At 71.1% G+C, this 18647-nt stretch carries 16 protein-coding genes and 1 pseudogene; 9 read left to right on the forward strand and 8 right to left on the reverse strand.

The window, feature by feature from the left end; translation table 11 throughout:
* Nucleotides 1-100: 100 nt before the first annotated feature.
* From E3O50_RS11660 to nirD, 4 genes are all read right to left on the reverse strand, one after another.
* Complete coding sequence (locus tag E3O50_RS11660; protein WP_134558840.1) at nt 101-1921, reverse strand: FAD-dependent oxidoreductase; 1821 nt, start codon at nt 1919-1921, stop codon at nt 101-103.
* Nucleotides 1914-4136 carry a molybdopterin oxidoreductase family protein gene (locus E3O50_RS11665; protein ID WP_277870840.1) on the reverse strand — a complete coding sequence of 741 codons (2223 nt, stop codon included), beginning with the start codon at nt 4134-4136 and terminating at the stop codon, nt 1914-1916. The genes E3O50_RS11660 and E3O50_RS11665 overlap by 8 nt, the downstream gene beginning before the upstream one ends.
* A gap of 51 nt (nt 4137-4187) precedes the next feature.
* Nucleotides 4188-5585, reverse strand: a complete 1398-nt coding sequence (locus tag E3O50_RS11670; protein WP_134449584.1) for an MFS transporter — start codon at nt 5583-5585, stop codon at nt 4188-4190.
* 81 nt (nt 5586-5666) lie between these two features.
* The gene (gene nirD, locus E3O50_RS11675) at nt 5667-6011 is read right to left on the reverse strand and encodes a nitrite reductase small subunit NirD (protein WP_134449583.1); all 345 of its coding nucleotides are present in this window, start codon (nt 6009-6011) and stop codon (nt 5667-5669) included.
* Nucleotides 6012-6235: 224 nt separating this feature from the next.
* Here nirD and nirB point away from each other — a divergent pair, with 224 nt between their 5' ends.
* The 3 genes and pseudogenes from nirB to E3O50_RS11690 form a co-directional block, all read left to right on the forward strand.
* Nucleotides 6236-8923 carry a nitrite reductase large subunit NirB gene (gene nirB / locus E3O50_RS11680; RefSeq protein ID WP_134558839.1) on the forward strand — a complete coding sequence of 896 codons (2688 nt, stop codon included), beginning with the start codon at nt 6236-6238 and terminating at the stop codon, nt 8921-8923.
* Nucleotides 8924-8926: 3 nt separating this feature from the next.
* Nucleotides 8927-10042 carry a uroporphyrinogen-III C-methyltransferase gene (cobA, locus tag E3O50_RS11685; protein ID WP_134558838.1) on the forward strand — a complete coding sequence of 372 codons (1116 nt, stop codon included), beginning with the start codon at nt 8927-8929 and terminating at the stop codon, nt 10040-10042.
* A gap of 115 nt (nt 10043-10157) precedes the next feature.
* Nucleotides 10158-11237: pseudogene (locus E3O50_RS11690) on the forward strand (uroporphyrinogen-III synthase); the annotation flags it as partial.
* 108 nt (nt 11238-11345) lie between these two features.
* Here the strand turns inward: E3O50_RS11690 and E3O50_RS11695 are convergent.
* The gene (locus E3O50_RS11695; protein WP_134449579.1) at nt 11346-12239 is read right to left on the reverse strand and encodes an LLM class flavin-dependent oxidoreductase; all 894 of its coding nucleotides are present in this window, start codon (nt 12237-12239) and stop codon (nt 11346-11348) included.
* Nucleotides 12240-12346: 107 nt separating this feature from the next.
* On the opposite strand from E3O50_RS11695, the gene E3O50_RS11700 reads away from it, so the two are divergent.
* The 4 genes from E3O50_RS11700 (at nt 12347) to E3O50_RS11715 (ending at nt 15136) form a co-directional block, all read left to right on the forward strand.
* Nucleotides 12347-13447 carry a M4 family metallopeptidase gene (locus E3O50_RS11700; RefSeq protein ID WP_134449578.1) on the forward strand — a complete coding sequence of 367 codons (1101 nt, stop codon included), beginning with the start codon at nt 12347-12349 and terminating at the stop codon, nt 13445-13447.
* Nucleotides 13444-13713, forward strand: a complete 270-nt coding sequence (locus E3O50_RS11705; protein WP_134449577.1) for a protealysin inhibitor emfourin — start codon at nt 13444-13446, stop codon at nt 13711-13713. Before E3O50_RS11700 ends, E3O50_RS11705 begins: the two co-directional genes overlap by 4 nt.
* Nucleotides 13714-13865: 152 nt before the next feature.
* Nucleotides 13866-14291 (forward strand): pyridoxamine 5'-phosphate oxidase family protein, encoded by a 426-nt coding sequence (locus E3O50_RS11710; protein WP_134449576.1) that lies wholly within the window; start codon nt 13866-13868, stop codon nt 14289-14291.
* Entirely contained in the window at nt 14291-15136 is an 846-nt protein-coding gene (locus E3O50_RS11715; RefSeq protein ID WP_134558836.1) for an SDR family oxidoreductase, read from the forward strand. The genes E3O50_RS11710 and E3O50_RS11715 overlap by 1 nt, the downstream gene beginning before the upstream one ends.
* A gap of 28 nt (nt 15137-15164) precedes the next feature.
* Here the strand turns inward: E3O50_RS11715 and E3O50_RS11720 are convergent, their stop codons facing one another.
* Complete coding sequence (locus E3O50_RS11720; protein ID WP_134449574.1) at nt 15165-15572, reverse strand: hypothetical protein; 408 nt, start codon at nt 15570-15572, stop codon at nt 15165-15167.
* 67 nt (nt 15573-15639) lie between these two features.
* On the opposite strand from E3O50_RS11720, the gene E3O50_RS11725 reads away from it, so the two are divergent.
* Complete coding sequence (locus E3O50_RS11725) at nt 15640-15924, forward strand: DUF167 domain-containing protein (RefSeq protein ID WP_241975325.1); 285 nt, start codon at nt 15640-15642, stop codon at nt 15922-15924.
* Between the two features lie 33 nt (nt 15925-15957).
* Here the strand turns inward: E3O50_RS11725 and E3O50_RS11730 are convergent, their stop codons facing one another.
* Nucleotides 15958-16329 carry an FKBP-type peptidyl-prolyl cis-trans isomerase gene (locus tag E3O50_RS11730; RefSeq protein ID WP_166788266.1) on the reverse strand — a complete coding sequence of 124 codons (372 nt, stop codon included), beginning with the start codon at nt 16327-16329 and terminating at the stop codon, nt 15958-15960.
* A 211-nt stretch (nt 16330-16540) separates the two neighbouring features.
* Complete coding sequence (locus E3O50_RS11735; protein ID WP_134558835.1) at nt 16541-17761, reverse strand: PrsW family intramembrane metalloprotease; 1221 nt, start codon at nt 17759-17761, stop codon at nt 16541-16543.
* A gap of 172 nt (nt 17762-17933) precedes the next feature.
* Here E3O50_RS11735 and E3O50_RS11740 point away from each other — a divergent pair.
* Nucleotides 17934-18647, forward strand: a 714-nt coding sequence (locus E3O50_RS11740; protein ID WP_277870907.1) for an Ada metal-binding domain-containing protein, incomplete at its 3' end; no start/stop codon positions are given.

Consider the following 18647-nt stretch of genomic DNA (forward strand, 5'->3'; position numbering starts at 1 on the left):
CCGACTACACCCACACCAGCCGGCACCGTTGGAATCAACATCCCCAAGGAAACTGTCAAAAGCTAGCCCACGTGACTCCACACAGCTTGACATCGAGCGTTCAGCCCACAATCTCCGTCGAATTCGTCAGGGCGAAACGCTCAAGGACCTCGCCGATTCGGCCTCGGCACCCGCCGCAGCCGGTTCCGGCGCGGGTGGCCGAGCCGATGCAGGCGACGTCGGTGTTTCCGGCCGCCGCTGACGCGGTGATCGCGCCGACCGTGACCCCGTTGCACCAGCAGACCGTCGCGTCGGGGGCGAAGGCGTCGCCGCCGCCCGCCGGGTCGACGTCGGGGCCGTCGTAGCGCAGCAGCAGCGAACGGTCGGCGGGCAGTTCGCTGCCGCGCTCGAAGAGCAGGGTGAGTTCGGCACCGGTGCGCGGCATCCCGACGCAGATGAAGCCGGTGAGGATGCCGCCGCGCGTGACCATCTTCACGTAGCGGCCGTGCTCGGGGTCTGACCACTGCGACACGCCCAGGCGCGGCGCGGTCGCGCCCGGTGCCGCCGCGCAGTCCCTGCCGTGAACGGGCTCGGCGGCCCCGTGGCCGTCGTCCGGGTGCGCAGGGTCGATGTCCCAGGGGTCAGCGCTCGTGTCGCCGGCGGCGACGACGTCGATGCCCTCCGCCTTGAGCATGACGACGCCGTGCGCCTGCACGGCGAGCGCCGGCCCGAAATCGGCGGGAGCAGCCACATCGGCGGCGGCAGTCGCAGGAGAAGTGACTGCCCCAGCCCGGGCATCGTGCTCGATTTCCGCGGCGAAGCGGGCGGCGAGCCAGTCGGCCTGGCGCCAGCCGGGTCCGATCAGGCCGGTGGGCCCTCCGGCAGGCGTGGCCGTGGAGGCGCCGGGGGCCGGCCGGGGGGCGACGTGCGCACAGTCGCCGATCGCGAAGACGGCGGGGTCCGTCCAGCTCCGCAGGGACTCGTCGACGAGGATGCCCGTCGACACGCTGAGCCCGGAGAGGCCGGCGAGTTCGGTGCGGGCGCCGATGCCGCAGCTGAGCACGAGCAGGTCCCCGGGGATCTGCTTGCCGTCGGCGCAGATCAGCGCGTCGAAGCGGTCGTGGCCGTCGGCGTCGACGGTGAAGAGAATGCTCTCGGCCCTGGCGTGGCTGACCATGGTGACGCCGGCCCTGCGGGCGCTGCGGGCGAGCACCGTTCCGCCGCCACGGTCGAGATTGCGGTTCAGCGGAATGTCGGCGTGGTAGACGACGCAGACGTCGCTCCCGGCCTGGGCCGCGGCGAGCGCGAACTCCATGCCGAGCACCCCGGCGCCGAGCACGACGATCCGGCCTCCGGAGCGGACGGTCTCGAGCACCGTCGCCGCGTCGTCGAGGTCGCGGAGCGCGGTGACCCCGCGCGGCAACGGCGCGTCGGCGGTGTCGAGTGCACCGGCATCCGTCGGCGGGCGCATCAGGGTGCGGCGCAGCCGGGTCACCCCGTCGAGGGTCGGGACGTTGGCCCGGGCACCGGTCGCAAGCACGAGCCGGTCGTAGCCGAGGTCCGTGCCGTCGCCGAGGGTCACCGTGCGTCGCACCCGGTTGATCCGGGTGACGATCTCGCCGGTGCGGATGTCGACGCCCGCCGCCCTGGCCGCGTCGGTGTCCGTCACCTCGAGGGTGTCCCGGTCGGAGCGGCCGACGGCGTAGTCGGCAATGAGCACCCGGTTGTAGGCGTCCGCCGACTCCGCTCCGACGACGGTCAGGGTGGCGAGGCCGGCCCGCACGACCGGGAGCAGCTCCTCGACGAGGCGGGCCCCGACCGGGCCGTAGCCGACGAGGACGATCCGGCTCGGCGCCGGGGAAGCGGGAACGGCTGCGGGAACGGCAGCGGGAACGGCAGCGGGAACGCTCCCGACGGGTGCTGCGGGGATCGGCTCAGGCATGGGCATCCGTTCGAATCGACGGGACGGAAACGGGACCGGCAGGCCCGGACCCCGGTGTCCGCACGAGCGCGCGCACCCGCACGGTCGTGCGCTTGAATTCCGGCATGCCCGAGACGGGGTCGGTGGCCCCGAGGGTGAGCAGGTTCGCGCGCTGGGCACCGGGGAAATGGAACGGCAGGAACACGGTGTCTGGGCGGATGCCGCCGGTCACCTCGGCGACACAGGTCACGGTTCCCTGCATGTTGCCGACCTCGACCTCGCCACCGTCGACGAGACCGAGTCGGGCCGCGGTCGCCGGGTGCACCTGGAGCCTGGCCTGAGGCTGGGCCTGGTGCAGCTCGGGGACCCGGCGGGTCTGGGCCCCCGACTGGTAGTGCTCGAGGAGCCGGCCGGTGATGAGCGTGACTGTTCCGTCCCGTTGGGCCGGCGCATCCGTCACCCTCGCGTGCACGGCGACGATGCGCGCGCGGCCGTCTGCGTGCGCAAAACGGTCGAGGAAGAGCCGCGGGGTTCCGGTCGACCCGACCGGGTACGGCCAGTATGCGGCCTCCCCCGTGTCGAGCAGCCCGTAGCTCAGTCCGGAATAGTCGGCCAGGCCGCCCGCGCTCGCGAGGCAGAGCTCGTCGAACACCTCGGCCGGGTCGGCGCTGAAGGTGCCGGCGGAGCCGAGCCGGCGCGCGAGTTCCTGGAAGATCCAGAGTTCGCTCCGCACCCCGTCCGGCGCGCCGATCGCGGTACGACGGCGGATGACCCTGCCCTCGAGCGAGGTCATCGTGCCGTCCTCCTCCGCCCACTGGGTGACCGGCAGCACGACGTCGGCGAAGCGCGCGGTCTCGGAGAAGAAGAAGTCGCAGACCACGAGGAAGTCGAGAGCCTCGAGGCCGGCGCGCACCCGGTTGGAGTCCGGGGCGGACACGACGACGTTCGAGCCGTGCACGAGCAGGCAGCGGACGCCGCCGGGCACGCCGAGCGAGTCGAGCAGCTCGATCGCGGGCACGCCGGCCCCCGGCAGGCTCTCGGGCGTGACGCCCCAGACGCCGGCGACGTGGGCGCGGGCGGCCGGGTCGGTGATCTTGCTGTAGCCGGGGAGCTGGTCGCACTTCTGGCCGTGCTCGCGACCACCCTGGCCGTTGCCCTGCCCGGTCAGGGTTCCATAGCCGGAATGGCGGGTGCCGACGCGGCCGAGCACGAGGGCGAGGTTGATCGCGGCGGTCGCGGTGTCCGTGCCGTCGACGTGCTGCTCGACGCCGCGCCCGGTGAGGATGTATGTGCCCGATCCGGCCGCGAGCCGGCGGGCGAGCTCGCGCAGCTGCGGCACCGGAACGCCGGTGAGCTGCTGCACCCGTTCGGGCCACCACCGGGAGACGCTGCGGCGGAGGGCCTCGAAGCCGACCGTGCGCCGTTCGAGGTAGTCGGTATCGATGAGGCGTTCGGTGATGACGATGTTGGTCAGGCCGAGCAGGAGCACGAGGTCGCTGCCGGGCGTCGGCTGGACGTGCATGCCACCGCCGTCCTCGGTGAGGCGCGCGGTCGCCGAGCGACGCGGGTCGACGACGATCAGGCCGCCGGCGCTCCGGGCGCCCTCGAGATGACCGATGAACGGCGGCATGGTCTGCGCGACGTTGGAGCCGAGGATGAGGATGGTGTCCGCCGCGTCGAGGTCCTCGACCGGGAACGGCAATCCCCGGTCGACGCCGAAGGCACGGTTGCCCGCTGCCGCGGCCGAGGACATGCAGAACCGGCCGTTGTAGTCGATCCGGGAAGAGCCGAGCGCGACCCGGGTGAACTTGCCCAGCTGGTAGGCCTTCTCGTTGGTCAGCCCGCCGCCGCCGAACACCCCGACCGAGTCGGCGCCGTGCCGCGCCCGGCTCCCGGCGAGTCGCTCGGCCACGAGGTCGAGCGCCTCCGCCCAGCTCGCCGGGGCGAAGCCGCCGTCCGGTTGCCGGAGCATCGGGGTCAGGATCCGTTCCGGGGATGTGAGCAGTTCCGCGGAGGTCCAGCCCTTCTTGCACAGGCCGCCCCGGTTGGTGGGGAACGCCCGGCCGGCGACGGTCAGACCGGGCCGCGCCGCGGTATCCGTGCCAGCACCGGCACCACCCGACTGCATGCCGATCTCGGCATACGTCGGTGTCAGGGTCATCGCGCACTGCAGCGCACAGTATGGGCAGTGCGTGTCGACGCCCGGGCGGGCGGCGGATGCGAGGGGTGCGGTCACGGGGTCTCCTGTTGCTGGTGGCGTCGGTGATGGCGCGGGAACGGGCGCGCGCTAGATGCGCTGCCCGGCCACGGAGGAGCCGCGGCGGAGGTAGAAGAACGCGGTGACGGCCATCATCACGAGGTAGGCGCCGATGAAACCGTAGATCGCGCCGGTGTAGCTGCCGGTCGCGATCTTCGAGTTGCCGAGGACCTGGGGAATGATGAATCCGCCGTATGCGCCGATCGCGGAGATGAGGCCGAGGGCTGCTGCGGTCTTCCGCTGGGTGCTCACGTCGCCCGAGTTGGTGTGGGCGTCGCTGACGCCGCTGCGGGCGGCGAAGACGCTCGGGATCATCCGGTACGTCGACCCGTTGCCGACACCGGTCGCGACGAAGATGAGCAGGAAGCTCGCGAGGAACAGCCAGAAGTTGCCGAGGGAGAGCACCGCGATCACGAGCAGCGCGCCGAGGGCCATCACGCCGAAGGCCGCGATCGTGACGCGGGCTCCGCCGAAACGGTCGGCGAGCTTGCCGCCGGCCGGGCGGGCGAGGGAACCGACGAGGGCGCCGAGGAAGGCGAGGGAGATCGACGCGGCCATGATGTGGAAGGTCGAGTATGCCGGGAACTGGTCGGCGATGAGCTTCGGGAAGACGCTCGCGAAGCCGATGAAGGAGCCGAAGGTGCCGATGTAGAGCAGGGCGAGGATCCAGAGGTGCGGTTCGCGGAGCGCGGCGAGCGAACCGGCGAAGTCGGCCTTGGCGCTCGACAGGTTGTCCATGTGCTTCCAGGCGCCCCACATCGCGACGAGGATGAACGGCACCCAGAACCAGCCGGCGAGCGAGAGGTTGAGTGTTCCGGCGGCACCGATGGTGATCACGATCGGGACGACGAGCTGGGCGACGGCGGCACCGAGGTTGCCTCCCGCCGCGTTGAGTCCGAGGGCCCAGCCCTTCTGGCTCTGCGGGTAGAAGTAGGTGATGTTGGACATCGAGCTTGCGAAGTTGCCGCCGCCGAGGCCGGCGAGAGCAGCCACGAAGAGCATCACCGGGAACGGGGTGGCCGGGTTGCCGACGCAGATCCCGAGGGCGATCGACGGGATCAGGAGCAGGCCGGCGGAGATGATGGTCCAGTTGCGGCCGCCGAAGCGGGCCACCATGAACGTGTATGGGAAGCGGAGCGTCGCACCGACGAGGCTCGGCATCGAGATGAGCCAGAAGATCTGGCCGGTGTCGAAGGTGAAGCCGGCCTTGGGCAGCTGCACGACGACGATGCTCCAGAGCTGCCAGATCACGAAGCCGAGGAATTCGGCGAAGATCGACCACTTCAGGTTGCGGGAGGCGATGGCCTTGCCGCCGTCGTTCCACTGGGTGGTGTCTTCGGCGTTCCAGTTGTCGATCCATCGGCCGGGGCGGTGGACGAGGCTCGGGCCGGTGCGGAGACCGGTTGTGGGGGTATCGACTGCAGTCATGGTGTTCTCCTCGGGAGGGGTGTGCAGGGGACGGACAGGGGAAGATCGGGGAAAGAGTCAGGGGAAACGTCGGGGGAAACGTCAGGCGGCTTCGGAGAGGTGCACGTGCACCTCGCCGTCCTCGACCCTGACCGGATAGGTGCGCAGCGAGTACTCGGCGGTGGTGAAGCATTCGCCGGTCTCGAGGTCGTAGACCTGCTTGTGCAGGGGCGAGGCGATGGTGAACCGGTCACCGCGCGAGCCGACGATGCCGCGGCTCATCACGAACGACCCGGTTGCGGGGTCACGGTTGTCGACGGCGTAGAGGCCGCCGTTCGGAAGCAGCAGGATGGCGAGCTGCTCATCGCCGACGAGGGCGGCTTCGCCCCAGAGCGGCTCGAGTTCGTCGAGGGAACAGACGCGGATCCAGGTGCCGGGGTGGTTCACGAGTGATCCCGCTTTCTGTGAGGTATGCCTGCCGGGTGGGCGATTCCCTCACGCTAAATCGGCCACGTTTCGCGGGTCCGCGCCGGACGCGTCGAATGCGTAAAGAAGTCCTCACCCTCCCCGGGCGGGCCGGTGAGGTCCCGGTCACACCTTGTTACATGTGCGCAACCGAGGGGAAACGCGGCCCTTTTAGGCTGGCAGCACCACCTACGGAAGGCTCCGCCATGGACAACGTCACGTTCGACGCCGCTCAGGCTCACTCAGGGCCGTCCGGCGCCCCCCGACGCGTCCTCGTCATCGGCGGCGGCCCCGCCGCACACCGGTTCACCGAGGCCATGCAGGCCAGGTCCACCCCGGGTCATGGCCGCGAACTCCTCGTCCTCGGCGATGAGGACCACCTGCCGTACGACCGGGTCGCCCTGTCCCGCCGCCTCGTCGACTCCGAGGACCTCACCCTCGGCGACCGGGCACTCTGGGAGACCCCCGGCGTCACCTACCGTGGCGGCAGCCGAGTGGACAGCGTCGACCCCGCCGGCCGCACGGTCACCCTCGCCGATGGCGAGACCCTCTCCTACGACGAGCTCGTGTTCGCGACGGGATCGTCCGCCACCGTGCCGCCCATTCCCGGCGCCGAAGCCGGCCACGTCTATCGCACCATCGAGGACGTCGACTTCCTCGTCGCAGAGGTCGCCCGTCTCCGCGAGCGGCTCGGCCGGCCCGCGAACGTCGTCGTCGTCGGCGGCGGCCTTCTCGGCCTCGAGGCCGCGGGCGGCCTGCAGCGCCTCGGCGGGCTCGCCACGATCGTGCACTCCGGCCGCTGGCTGATGAGCGCCCAGCTCGACGAGGGAGCAGGGCAGGCGCTCGGCCGGCTGATCGAGGCCCAGGGCATCACCCTCGCCCTCGGCAACCGGCCCACCGAGGTGCTCACCTCCCCGACCGGCCGCGTCCTCGGCGTCACACTCACCAACGGCACCCAGCTGCACGCCGACCTCGTCGTGTTCTCGATCGGCATCACGCCGCGCGACGAACTCGCCCGCGCGGCGGGACTCGAGCTCGGCCCGCGCGGCGGCATCGAGATCACGGATGCCTGCGGCACGTCGATCCCGCACATCTGGGCCATCGGGGAGGTCGCGAGCGTCAACGGCAGCTGCGTCGGCCTCGTCGCCCCGGCGAACGCGATGGCCGAGGTCGTCGCCGACCGGCTGCACGGCGGCGCCGCCGTCTTCCCCGGCATCGACGACGCCACCAAGCTCAAGCTCTCCGGGGTCGAGGTCGCGAGCTTCGGAGACGCCCTCGCCGCCGCGGAACACTCCCTCGAGGTCGTCTACGCCGACCCGGCCAGGGGCCTGTACCAGAAGATCGTCGTCACGGGAGACGCGAAGACCCTCCTCGGCGGCATCTTCGTCGGCGACGCCTCGCCATACACGGCGCTCCGGCCCCTGCTCGGCCGCGAGCTCGGTGCCGAACCGAGCGCCTACCTCTCCGCGGCCGGCGCCGAGCCGCCGGCGAACACCGACTTGCCGGACGACGTGCAGCTCTGTTCCTGCAACAACGTCTCGGTCGGAGCCGTGCGCTCCGCCATCCGCGGCGACGAGCACACCGAGGCCTGCACCGAACTCGGCCCGCTCAAGGCGTGCACCCGCGCGGGCACCCAGTGCGGCTCGTGCGTTCCCCTCGTCAAGAAGATCCTCGAGACGGAACTGACCCGGGCAGGCATCGCCGTCTCGCACGCCCTCTGCGAGCACATCGCGCTCAGCCGGAGCGAGCTCTTCGAATCCGTCCGCATCCTGCAGCTCACCCACTTCGACGAGATCATGGGCCGGTTCGGCAGCGGACTCGGCTGCGACATCTGCAAGCCCGTGATCGCCTCGATCCTCGCGACGCAGACCTCGGGGTACATCCTCGACGGCGGCCGCGGCGCCCTGCAGGACACCAACGACCGCGCCCTCGCCAACATGCAGAAGGACGGCACGTACTCGGTCGTGCCCCGGATCCCGGGCGGCGAGATCACGCCGGCCAAGCTCAAGGTCATCGCCGAGGTCGCCGCCGACTTCAACCTCTATACGAAGATCACCGGCGGCCAACGCATCGACCTGTTCGGCGCCCGCCTGGAACAGCTTCCCGACATCTGGAAGATCCTCGTCGAGGCCGGGTTCGAGTCCGGCCAGGCATACGGCAAGTCCCTCCGCACGGTCAAGAGCTGCGTCGGGTCGACCTGGTGCCGCTTCGGCGTGCAGGACTCCGTCGCGATGGCGATCAACCTCGAGCTGCGCTACCGGGGACTCCGCGCACCGCACAAGTTCAAGCTCGGCGTCTCCGGCTGCGCCCGCGAGTGCGCGGAGGCGCGCAGCAAGGACGTCGGCATCATCGCGACCGACCAGGGCTGGAACCTCTATGTCGGCGGTAACGGCGGCTTCCAGCCCGCCCACGCGCAGCTCCTCGCCCAGGACCTCGACGACGAGACCCTGATCAAGTACATCGACCGGTACCTGATGTACTACATCCGCACCGGCGACCGGCTGCAGCGCACCGCCCGCTGGCAGGAAGACCTCGAGGGCGGGCTCGACCACGTGCGCGACGTCGTCTGCAACGACTCCCTCGGTATCGCCGAGGAGCTCGAGGCCGCCATGCTCGCCCACGTCGGCAACTACGAAGACGAATGGGCCGCGACCCTCAAGGATCCGGAGCGCCTGCGCCGGTTCCGCTCCTTCGTCAACGCCCCCGGAACCGCGGACCCCGCGCTCATGCAGGTCATCGAACGCGACCAGCCCCGGCCGGCGCGGCAGGCGGAGCGCGAGGCCGTGCTGCTCTCCGGTCCGAGTATCCCGGTCCGGCCCCGTGACACCACTGCCGCCGACACCGGTACCGCCAGCACCACCGAACGCGCCATCGAACTGCGACAGGGAGTGTGAACCATGGACATCAGCCTCGACCTGGCCGGCCGCCGGGTCCTCGTCTTCGGAGGTGCCCTCGCGGCCAGGCGGGTGCTCGCCCGGTTCCTGGCCGCAGAGGCGATCGTCTACCTCGCCTCTGTCACCGTCGACGGGCATCCGCCGGAACGGCCGCACCCGCAGGTGCGACCCGTCGAATACCCGCATTTCCCGCACGGCTGGCGTGACCTCGTCTCGGCGGTCGACCTGGTCGTGCTCGTCGAGGTCTCCGAGTCCACCGAGCGCATCATCGTCGATGCCTGCGCCGCGCAGCGCGTCTGGCTCAGTCGCGAACCCGCGGCGTCCGTCGCCCCGCTCGGCCGGGTGACCCTCGTCGGCGGCGGCCCCGGCGACGACGGTCTCCTCACGATGGCCGGTGTCCAGGCGCTCCGCGACGCCGACATCGTCTTCTACGACAAGCTCAGCCCGCACGACCGGCTCGACGAGTGGTGCCCCGGTGCCGAGCACGTCGACGTCGGCAAGACGCCGGGCCATCACGCCACCCCACAGGCCGACATCGAGCGGATGCTCGTCGACAGCGCCCTCGCCGGCCTCACCGTCGTCCGCCTCAAGGGCGGCGACCCGTTCGTGTTCGGGCGCGGCGGCGAGGAGGTACTCGCGTGCCGCGAGGCCGGCGTGCCGGTCACCGTCATCTCCGGGGTCACGAGCGCGATCTCGGTGCCGGCCGCCGCGGGCATCCCGGTCACCCACCGGGAACTCAGCCGGGTCTTCACCGTGCTCTCCGGCCACGCGCCGCTCAGCGAGAACGAGCTCGCCCACCTCGCCGGGCTCGGCGGCACGATCGTGGTCCTGATGGGCGTCGGGACCCTGCCGCACCTCACAGCGGGGCTCGCCCGCCACGGGATGCGGACAGACATGCCCGTCGCGATCATCGAGCAGGGCTTCTCGTCCCGCCAGCGCACCACGAAGGCCCGGCTCGACACGATCACCCCGCTCGCCGCGAAACTCGGCGCCCGCTCCCCCGCCGTCCTCGTGATCGGTGAGGTCGTACGATTGTCCCAGCACGACGACGCCGCCAGCGAGGAGCTGTTGCAGGCCATCGCGGGCAACGCCGAGCACGCACTGAACGCCGAGCACTGACCGGGGACATCCGCCCCGCTTCCCCCAGCCACCTGCCACCACCCAACGAGCCGGAGACACCGTCAACGACACGAGCGCCGAAGCAAGCCAGCCCGGGTTCCGCGCAGACCAGCTCGAGGGCTTCCGCATCGCCGTCACGAGCGATCGGCGCTCCGAGGACCTCATCGCCGCCTTCGAACGCCGCGGCGCCGAGGTCGTCCACGCGCCCGCCATCCGCATCGCGGCCGCGGCGGACGACGCCCGCATCACGAGCGACACCCTGGCGATCATCGCCGCCCGGCCCGACATCCTCCTTGCGACGACCTCGTACGGCATCCGGCGCTGGTTCGAGGCGGCGGATGCCGCGGGTGTCGGCCACGAACTCACCGACACCCTCGCGCACTCCAGCATCCTCGTGCGCGGCCCGAAGGCGCGCGGCGCCGTGCGGGCGGCAGGCCTCGACGACGACGGGATGAGCGACGAGGAGACCACCAAGTCCCTCGTCGACTACGTGCTGCGGGACGGCGCCGCCGGGAAGACGATCGCGGTGCAGCTGCACGGCTTCACCGACCAGCCCCAGCTCGAGCGCCTCGTCGCCGCCGGCGCGACGGTGCTGACCGTCGCGCCCTACCGCTGGCTGCTCCCGGAGGACTCCGCACGGGTGCTGCGCCTCGTCGACCTGATCTGCGCTGGCGGGGTCGACGCGGTCACCTTCACAAGCGCCCCGGCCGTGATGGCCCTGTTCGGCGTCGCCGACTCGATCGGCCGTCTGGAGGAGCTGCAGGACGCGTTCAGTGAGACCGTCGTCGCCGCGGCCGTCGGCCCCGTCACCGCCGGCCCCCTGCTCGCCGCCGGGCTGGCACCGATCGTGCCGGAGCGGTTCCGGATGGGCGCGCTGATCAAGCTCGTCTGCGACCACCTCGAGCAGCAGCGGGTGCTGCGCCTCGACACCCGGTTCGGGCCCGTCGAGCTTCGCGGCCGGCTGTTCTCCCTCGCCGGCGCCCAAACCACTCTGCCGCCGAGCTCACTGACGCTGCTGCGCGTGCTGCTCGCCGCCGGCGGAACGGTCACCTCCCGGGCTAGCCTCACCGCGACGCTGCCCGAGATGCAGGACGACCACGCCGTCGACGTCGCGATCAGCCGGCTGCGCCAGGCGCTCCCCGAGCCGGGCCTCGTCGCGACGGTGATCAAGCGCGGCTACCGCATCGACGTCTGAACCGCCCTCCCGCGTTCCGAATTCAGGAGTTGAGCGCGTTCCGGGACAGAATCAGACCGGAATCGTGCCGAAAACGGCTCAACTCCTGAATTCGGAACACACCGGGGGTCAGGGGCGGGGCTGCATCCGGGCGGCGGCGACGGCCTCGAGCACGTCCTCCGAGCCGGCGTAGATACCGGAGGCACGCGGCCAGTGGCTGATCACGTCGGTGAAGCCGAGTTCTTCGGCCCGGCCGACGGCGTCGTCGAAGGCTCCGACGCTCTGCAGGGAGTAGCCGCCACCGCTGTCGAGGTTGAGGTACCGGTCGATCGAGCGAGGATCGCGGCCGACGGCATCCGCCGCGTCGTCGAGGCGCTCGGCGAGCGCGGCGACCTTCGTCCACCAGGCGTCACCGGTCGCGCCGTCGGGACCCGTCGTCACCCAGCCGGTGCCGTGGGTCGCCGCGAGGCGAAGCCCCTTCGGCCCGTTCGCCGCGATCACGAACGGGAGCCGGGGCGCCTGGGTCGGCGCGCCGACCATGCGTGCGCCGACGGCGGTGTACCAGTCGCCGGTGAAGTCGATGCCGGCCGTGCTGCCCTCCGGTTCCCCGCGGAGCAGCAGGTCGAGCAGGGTGACGAATTCGGTGAACCGCGCGTGCCGCTCCGGCCCGGTGTATGCCCGCTGGCCGAGCACGGTGGCGTCGAAGCCGGTGCCGCCCGATCCGACGCCGAGCAGGAACCGCCCGCCGGACAGCTCGTCGAGTGTCGCGAGTTCCTTGGCGAAGGGCACCGGATGCCGGAAGTTCGGGTTCGAGACGAAGGTCCCGAGCCGCAGGTCACGCGTCACGAGTGCGGCAGCGGTCAGCGTCGGGATCGTGGCGTGCCACGGTTCGTCGGCGAGGCTGCGCCAGGACAGGTGATCGTAGGTCCAGCCGTGGTCGAAGCCGAGACGTTCGGCGCCCCGCCACTTGCGGGAGGCTTCCGGCCAGGGGTCCTGGGGGAGGATAACGATTCCGTAACGCATGGTCACAGTCTAGGAGCGTGTTCTGTTCGGCCCCCGGACCCGGTGTTCTCCACAGCCGGGGGCGCGGAACCCGTGCGTTTGTCTGCGCTCAGTGACACACTCGAGCCATGAGCAGCAGAGAGCATGGGATCCGATGCGCCATCGTTCCGCCGTACCTCCTGGTTCGGCTCGCGAGACTCGACGACCCGCGGTACGCGGCCGCCGCCGACGCGGCGAGGCACTCGCTCCTGCGGGACGCGCCGCTGCGCGAGCGACGGAGCACGACGCATCCGCCGACCGTGCACCCGGCCGCCCGCGGCGGGGCAGCCACTCCCGGTGAGCTCGACAGGGCCGTTTCGGATGCCGGCGGCCTCGAACGCCTGCCCGGTCGCCTGGTGCGGTCGAAGGTCCAGGCCCCCGTCGGTGATGTCGCGGTGAACGAGGCCTGGGACGGCCTCGGCCACACCCATGACCTGTTCTGGACCGGGTTCGGGCACGACTCGATCGACGGCCATGGACTGCCCCTCGAGGCGAGTGTGCACTACGGCCGCAACTACGACAACGCCTTCTGGGACGGCGAGCGGATGGTCTTCGGCGACGGCGACGGCGAGGTGTTCAACCGGTTCACGGCGTCACTGACGGTGATCGGCCACGAGCTCACCCACGGGGTCACCCAGTTCAGCGCCAACCTCGCCTATGAGGGACAGTCGGGGGCCCTCAACGAATCCGTGTCCGACGTGTTCGGGTCGCTCGTCGAGCAGTTCGCACTCGGGCAGTCCGTCGCAGAGGCGAGCTGGCTGATCGGTGCCGGCCTCTTCACCGACCAGGTCCAGGGCGCGGCGCTGCGCTCGCTCAAGGCGCCGGGAACGGCGTACAACGACGACGTGCTCGGCATGGACCCGCAACCGTCGGACATGAGCGGCTACGTCGATTCCGTGGACGACAACGGAGGCGTGCACCTGAACTCGGGTATCCCGAACCGGGCGTTCTACCTCGTGGCCGCCGAGCTGGGCGGAAACGCGTGGGAGGGCGCCGGCCGGATCTGGTACGACACGCTCACGAGCGGAACGCTGCGGCCCCGCGTCGACTTCTCCGGGTTCGCCCGCGCAACCGTGACGGCCGCGACCAGGCGATTCGGCCCCGGCTCCCGCGAGCACAGCGCTGTCGTGGCCGGCTGGAGTGGTGTCGGGCTCGGGAAGGGACTCGGCGGAGTAACATCGCGGGCATGAAGGTCATCGTTTCGCGAAGCGGTGGCATCGCCGGAGTGCGGGTCACCTGGGAGGTCCAGGTCGACGAGCAGGCCGACGCGGCGGCGTGGACCGATTTTCTCGCGTCCCTGCCCTGGGACGACGTCGTCGAGAGGGCGCCGGAACCGGACCGCTACGTGTACCGCATCCGGTGCGCCCCCCACGAAGTCGTGCTCGCGGAACCGGACCTCTCCGGCCCGTGGCGGCAGCTCGTCGACCGGGTGCGCACCACGCACGACCGCGACTGAGGCCCGGACCGCCCTGCACCGGCTGCGCGCGGGGGTCGCGTCGGCCCGGTTTCGAGGCGGTGCGGCCCGACCGGGACATTCGGGTCTGCCGTGAGTTCACGTCGACAGCGGAGGGTGGTGGCGGAGCACCCGGTTGCGTGGGAATATGAACCATGGAAACCAACGACCTGTATCCGGTGCATGTCCTCGACGATGAGGAATGCTGGGACCTCCTGATCTCCTCGAGCTTCGGTCGCCTCGCCCTCAGCATCGCGGGCGAACCGGACATCTACCCGGTCAACTTCGTCGCCGCCGACCGGCGTCTGGTCTTCCGCACCGCGGAGGGAACCAAGCTCCTCGAACTCACCGTCAACAACAAGGTCGCCTTCGAGACGGACGGAATCGGACGCGACGAGGCCTGGAGCGTCGTCGCGAGGGGCCACGCACGGGTGCTGGAACAGCAGACCGACATCGATGCCGCCGACCAGCTGCCGTTGCGCCCGCTCATCCCGACGCTCAAGTACATCTACGTGGAGATCATTCCCGAGACGGTGAGCGGCCGCCGATTCCAGCTCGGACCAGAACCCGAACGGTACTGATGAGCGGCCCGGCCGTCCCCGGCACCGTCCTGGTCACCGGGACCTCCTCGGGCATCGGGCTCCAGGCCGCGGTCGCGGCCGCCCGCGCAGGACACACCGTCGTCGCGACCATGCGCACCCTCGAGGGAGCCCGCGCCCTCCGCAGCGCGGGCGAAACGGCGGGCGTGAACCTCGACATCCGCCGCCTCGACGTGACGGAGCCCGCGTCGATCACCGAGGTCATCGCGCACATGCTCGACCGGTACGGCCGGATCGACGCCCTGGTGAACAACGCAGGGGCCGGCCACGTCGGCACCATCGAGAACGAGGGCCTCGACGTCGTGCGCGCGGTCATGGAGGTCAATTTCTTCGGTGTCGTGAGCGTCACCCGCGCGGCGCTGCCGCACCTTCGGCAGAGCCGCGGCCGGCTGATCACCGTCACGAGCGTCGGCGGCGTCGTCGGCCAGCCGTTCAGCGAGGCGTACTGTGCGGCGAAATTCGCGGTCGAGGGATTCATGGAGAGCCTCGCCCCCGTCGCGGCGACCGCCGGTGTCACGGTCACGGTCGTCGAACCCGGCGCGGTCGCATCGTCGTTCGTCGACAACGTCGGCCTCGACCCGCGCGCCAGTCCGCCGAACGATCCGTACGCATCCGCCCTCGCGGGGTACCTCGCCAGGGCCGCGCAGTCATTCAGTGCCGCGCAGTCTGCGGAGAGCGCCGGGGCCTTCGTCGCCGCGCTGCTCGACGGCGAGCGTCCGCCGTTCCGGGTGCAGACCTCCGACGCGGCGCGCGCGTTCGTCGGCGTCAAACTCGCCGATGCCGACGGCTCAGCGGTGCAGCGCATGACCACGGCCTGGCTCGATTAGCAGCAGGGTCGACGGGCAGCAGGCTCGACTAGCGGCTGAGGCGCAGGAGGCGGAGCACCGCCAGCCCGTAGGCATCCGCCGCGTCGGTCGCCTCGACGGCCTCGAGCACCCCGGCGAGCAGCGCGGTGACCCGATAGGCGTCGTCGCCGAGCCGCTCGAGGGAGTGGAATGCACCCCCGAGCATCTCCCGGAGCTGGTCCTCCCGGGGGAGCCAGAGGGCGTCCTCGAGGGCGAGCGAGTCGAGTGCCCACTCGGTCGTGCCGTTGAAGCCGAGGATGGTGCCGGTGTCGAATTCATGCGGTTCGATGGTCATCTCGCTGACCGTGAACACCTCGACGTCGAAGCCGGCCCTTTCGATCCGGAACGCGTCGCCTGAGGCGGGCCGCCAGGCCAGTCCGGCGGCTTCGAGGGCACGTGCGCAGTCGATTGAGATCATGGGACATTCTCGTCCGGACGATCGCAGACCACTAGCGTTGAAGGGAAGAGTTTTCAGGAGGCAGTCCGTGACCCGAACCGTGAACCTGACGGTGCACGTCAAGCCCGGCAGCCGCAAGGGCCCGCTCGTCGCCGTCGACGACCCGGACTCCCTCGGCACTCCCGCGGCGACGAGCGCGCCGACGGATGCCTCGCTCACGGTCTACCTGCAGCAGCGGGCCGTCGAGGGCGCCGCCAACGACGCCCTCGTCAAGCTGCTCGCGAAGCACTTCGCCGTCTCGAAGAGCGCCGTCACGATCGTGCGCGGACACACCTCGCGGGTTAAACACGTGCGCATCGACCACGAGTCGTGATCGATGCGCACGGGTTGCGGGTGAGTGCGCGGCCTAGCTGACGCCGCGCAGGTCGATCACGAAGATGAGGGTCTGGCCGGAGAGGCGGTGTCCTCCGCCGGCGGGCCCGTACGCCAGATGCGGCGGCACGACGAGCTTGCGACGCCCGCCGACCTTCATGCCGGGGATGCCCTGCTGCCAGCCCGCGATGAGCGAGCGCAGCGGGAAATTGATCGACTGGCCACGGCTCCACGAGGAGTCGAATTCGTCGCCGGTGTCGTATTCGACGCCGAGGTAGTGCACGTCGACGGTCGCGCCGGCGGTCGCCTCGGCGCCCTCGCCAACCACGATGTCGGTAATGGTGAGCTCCGTGGGCGCTGGGCCCTCCGGTGCGTCGAGTTCGGGCTTGGTGTTCAGATCAGTCATGCACCCATCCAATCGGATTTCCCGGCATCATGCACGCTGGAAATTACCCCTTGCGCGAACGGCACCGGAGGGCGCACGATATCAGCAGGAACTCGTCATCCGGGAGAGTCGTCGGCAGTGCCACGCCACCGGATGACGAGTTCACTCGTTAACCGGCCGCGGGTCGACCGGCCGCGGGCGGCATCAGCCCTCTGAGAGCGGATGCCGGGCCTCAGCCGATCACGACCGCCCGGTGCGCCTGGACGAGAGCGAGAAGCTCGGCCTCGTCGGCGCGGGCGACCCGGTCGGCGGTGCCGTTCAGCATCCGCTGCCTGGCGAAGGCGAGCCGGGTCGCGTCGGCGATGAACAGGCGCATCGCGAGGCGACGTTCCCGTGGCTGCCGGGCGGCCCAGGCGCGCGCCTGCCGCCGCCCGGGTCCTGTCGCGAGCATCGAGACTTCCCTGGACGTGAACCAGCCGGCCACCGCGTACTCGCCGAGCCTGGCGACGGTGATCTTTTCCTCCTGGCGCCGGAGCAGCACGACGGCGACGATGTACCCGATGAAGAGCGGGAGCTGCACGAGCAGGTAGTAGAAGAGAAGCGCGGAGTCGTTCGTGAGCAGGTAGGCGGCGCCGTTCCAGAGGCCGTGCAGGGCGACCGCGAGCGCGAATCCGGCGAGAACGATGAGGACCCGGCCGAGCGCACCGCCGGCCCTGCGCCGGCTCACGATGCCGAACGCGATCCCGGTGCACGCGGTGAACGTGACGTGGGCGAACGGCGAGAAGACCCCGCGGACGAGGAACGTGAAACCGAGCCCGTCTGCACCGCTCTCGAGCATGGCCACGCCGAAGTACTGGATGTTCTCGGAGAACGCGAAACCGGCCGCGATCGTCGCCGCATAGACGATGCCGTCGACGGGCCCGTCGAACGTGCGCCGGAGCACGAGGAACAGCACCAGGATCCCGACGCCCTTCGCGCCCTCCTCGACGAGGGGCGCCTGCAGCACGGCGGCGAACGCATCCGTGCCCGAGCCCGCGCCGCCCGCCTCCGAGCCGGCGCGGGAGCTCCCCGCCGCGGCGAGCGCGAGCTGCACGCCGAAGTCGAAGACGAGGGCCGTGACGACGGAGATGCCGGCTCCCCAGAGGAACGCGAACCAGAGCGCGGGTCGGGGTTCGGGCTCCCAGCGATCGATCCAGCGCACCACGAGCAGGATGCCGGTGAGGGGCACGAGGGCGAGCAGGAGGCAGAGCACGAGGGCGGACGGACCGAGGAACGTGGAGAGGTAGACGAGGACGAGCAGGAGCGCCAGGCTCCCGAAGACGAGCCCGATGATCGTCAGTGCGATCAGGCCGCCCGGGGTACGGCGCACGGGAGCGGTCCACACCGGGGCGACGGGCGTCACCGGCCCGCCGAGGAGTGGGGCGGCGGAACCGGGTGCGGGCTCAGGCGTCATGACCCACAGGATACCGGGCGGGGCGGTTGCGGTTCTGACCGCATTCGGGGGTCGCGGACAGACCACGCGGCCCCGCGCGGGGCTTGTGCCGGGTTCGTGGGAGGCCGTCGGGCGGGCGCGCGATGTCCGAATTCCGCTACCGACCTCGGGTCGGCAATGGCAGGCTGGAGGGGTGAACCCTTCCGACGCCACCAGACGCACGCCCGGCCGATCCGGAACGACCGGCCGCTCCGGCGTCGCAGAGCGCGGCGACGACCGCCTCGCCGACCCGGTCTTCGCCGAACGGTACCGAGCGATGAGCTCCCGCGACGCGCGGTTCGACGGCCAGTTCATCACGGGCGTGCACTCGACCGGGATCTACTGCCGGCCGAGCTGCCCGGCGGCGACCCCCCGGCCAGGCAACGTCTCCTTCTACCTGACGAGCGCAGCGGCGCACGAGGCCGGCTTGCGCGCCTGCAAGCGCTGCCTGCCCGACGCGGTGCCCGGTTCCCCTGACTGGAACACCAGGGACGACCTCGCGGCGCGCGCGATGCGCCTGATCGACGACGGCACCGTCGAACGCGACGGCGTACCCGGCCTCGCCCGCCGCCTCGGCTACACCCCGCGCCACCTCACCCGGGTACTCGTCGCCGAGCTCGGCGCCGGTCCTCTCGCCCTCGCCAGGGCGCACCGCGCCCAGACCGCGCGCCTGCTCCTGCTCGGCACCGCCCTCCCGATCAGCGAGGTCGCCTTCGCCGCGGGATTCGGCAGCATTCGCCAGTTCAACGACACGATCGCCGCGGTCTACGAGCGCACCCCGGGGGAGCTGCGCCGCTCTGCCCGCGCGCCGCGTGCGGGCAACACCGCCGGCGCACCCCGGGCCGCAGCCCGGGCGGCGACCGCGGCC

Source organism: Cryobacterium sp. MDB1-18-1 (assembly GCF_004402735.1).
Lineage (GTDB): Bacteria > Actinomycetota > Actinomycetes > Actinomycetales > Microbacteriaceae > Cryobacterium > Cryobacterium glucosi.

What these genes read in the sequence shown, in the direction of transcription:
- E3O50_RS11660 (WP_134558840.1), bottom strand. Translation starts at nt 1,921, where the DNA reads ATGCCTGAGCCGATCCCCGCAGCACCCGTCGGGAGCGTTCCCGCTGCC.
- E3O50_RS11670 (WP_134449584.1), bottom strand. Translation starts at nt 5,585, where the DNA reads ATGACTGCAGTCGATACCCCCACAACCGGTCTCCGCACCGGCCCGAGC.
- nirB (WP_134558839.1), top strand. Translation starts at nt 6,236, where the DNA reads ATGGACAACGTCACGTTCGACGCCGCTCAGGCTCACTCAGGGCCGTCC.
- cobA (WP_134558838.1), top strand. Translation starts at nt 8,927, where the DNA reads ATGGACATCAGCCTCGACCTGGCCGGCCGCCGGGTCCTCGTCTTCGGA.
- E3O50_RS11695 (WP_134449579.1), bottom strand. Translation starts at nt 12,239, where the DNA reads ATGCGTTACGGAATCGTTATCCTCCCCCAGGACCCCTGGCCGGAAGCC.
- E3O50_RS11700 (WP_134449578.1), top strand. Translation starts at nt 12,347, where the DNA reads ATGAGCAGCAGAGAGCATGGGATCCGATGCGCCATCGTTCCGCCGTAC.
- E3O50_RS11705 (WP_134449577.1), top strand. Translation starts at nt 13,444, where the DNA reads ATGAAGGTCATCGTTTCGCGAAGCGGTGGCATCGCCGGAGTGCGGGTC.
- E3O50_RS11710 (WP_134449576.1), top strand. Translation starts at nt 13,866, where the DNA reads ATGGAAACCAACGACCTGTATCCGGTGCATGTCCTCGACGATGAGGAA.
- E3O50_RS11715 (WP_134558836.1), top strand. Translation starts at nt 14,291, where the DNA reads ATGAGCGGCCCGGCCGTCCCCGGCACCGTCCTGGTCACCGGGACCTCC.
- E3O50_RS11720 (WP_134449574.1), bottom strand. Translation starts at nt 15,572, where the DNA reads ATGATCTCAATCGACTGCGCACGTGCCCTCGAAGCCGCCGGACTGGCC.
- E3O50_RS11730 (WP_166788266.1), bottom strand. Translation starts at nt 16,329, where the DNA reads ATGACTGATCTGAACACCAAGCCCGAACTCGACGCACCGGAGGGCCCA.
- E3O50_RS11735 (WP_134558835.1), bottom strand. Translation starts at nt 17,761, where the DNA reads ATGACGCCTGAGCCCGCACCCGGTTCCGCCGCCCCACTCCTCGGCGGG.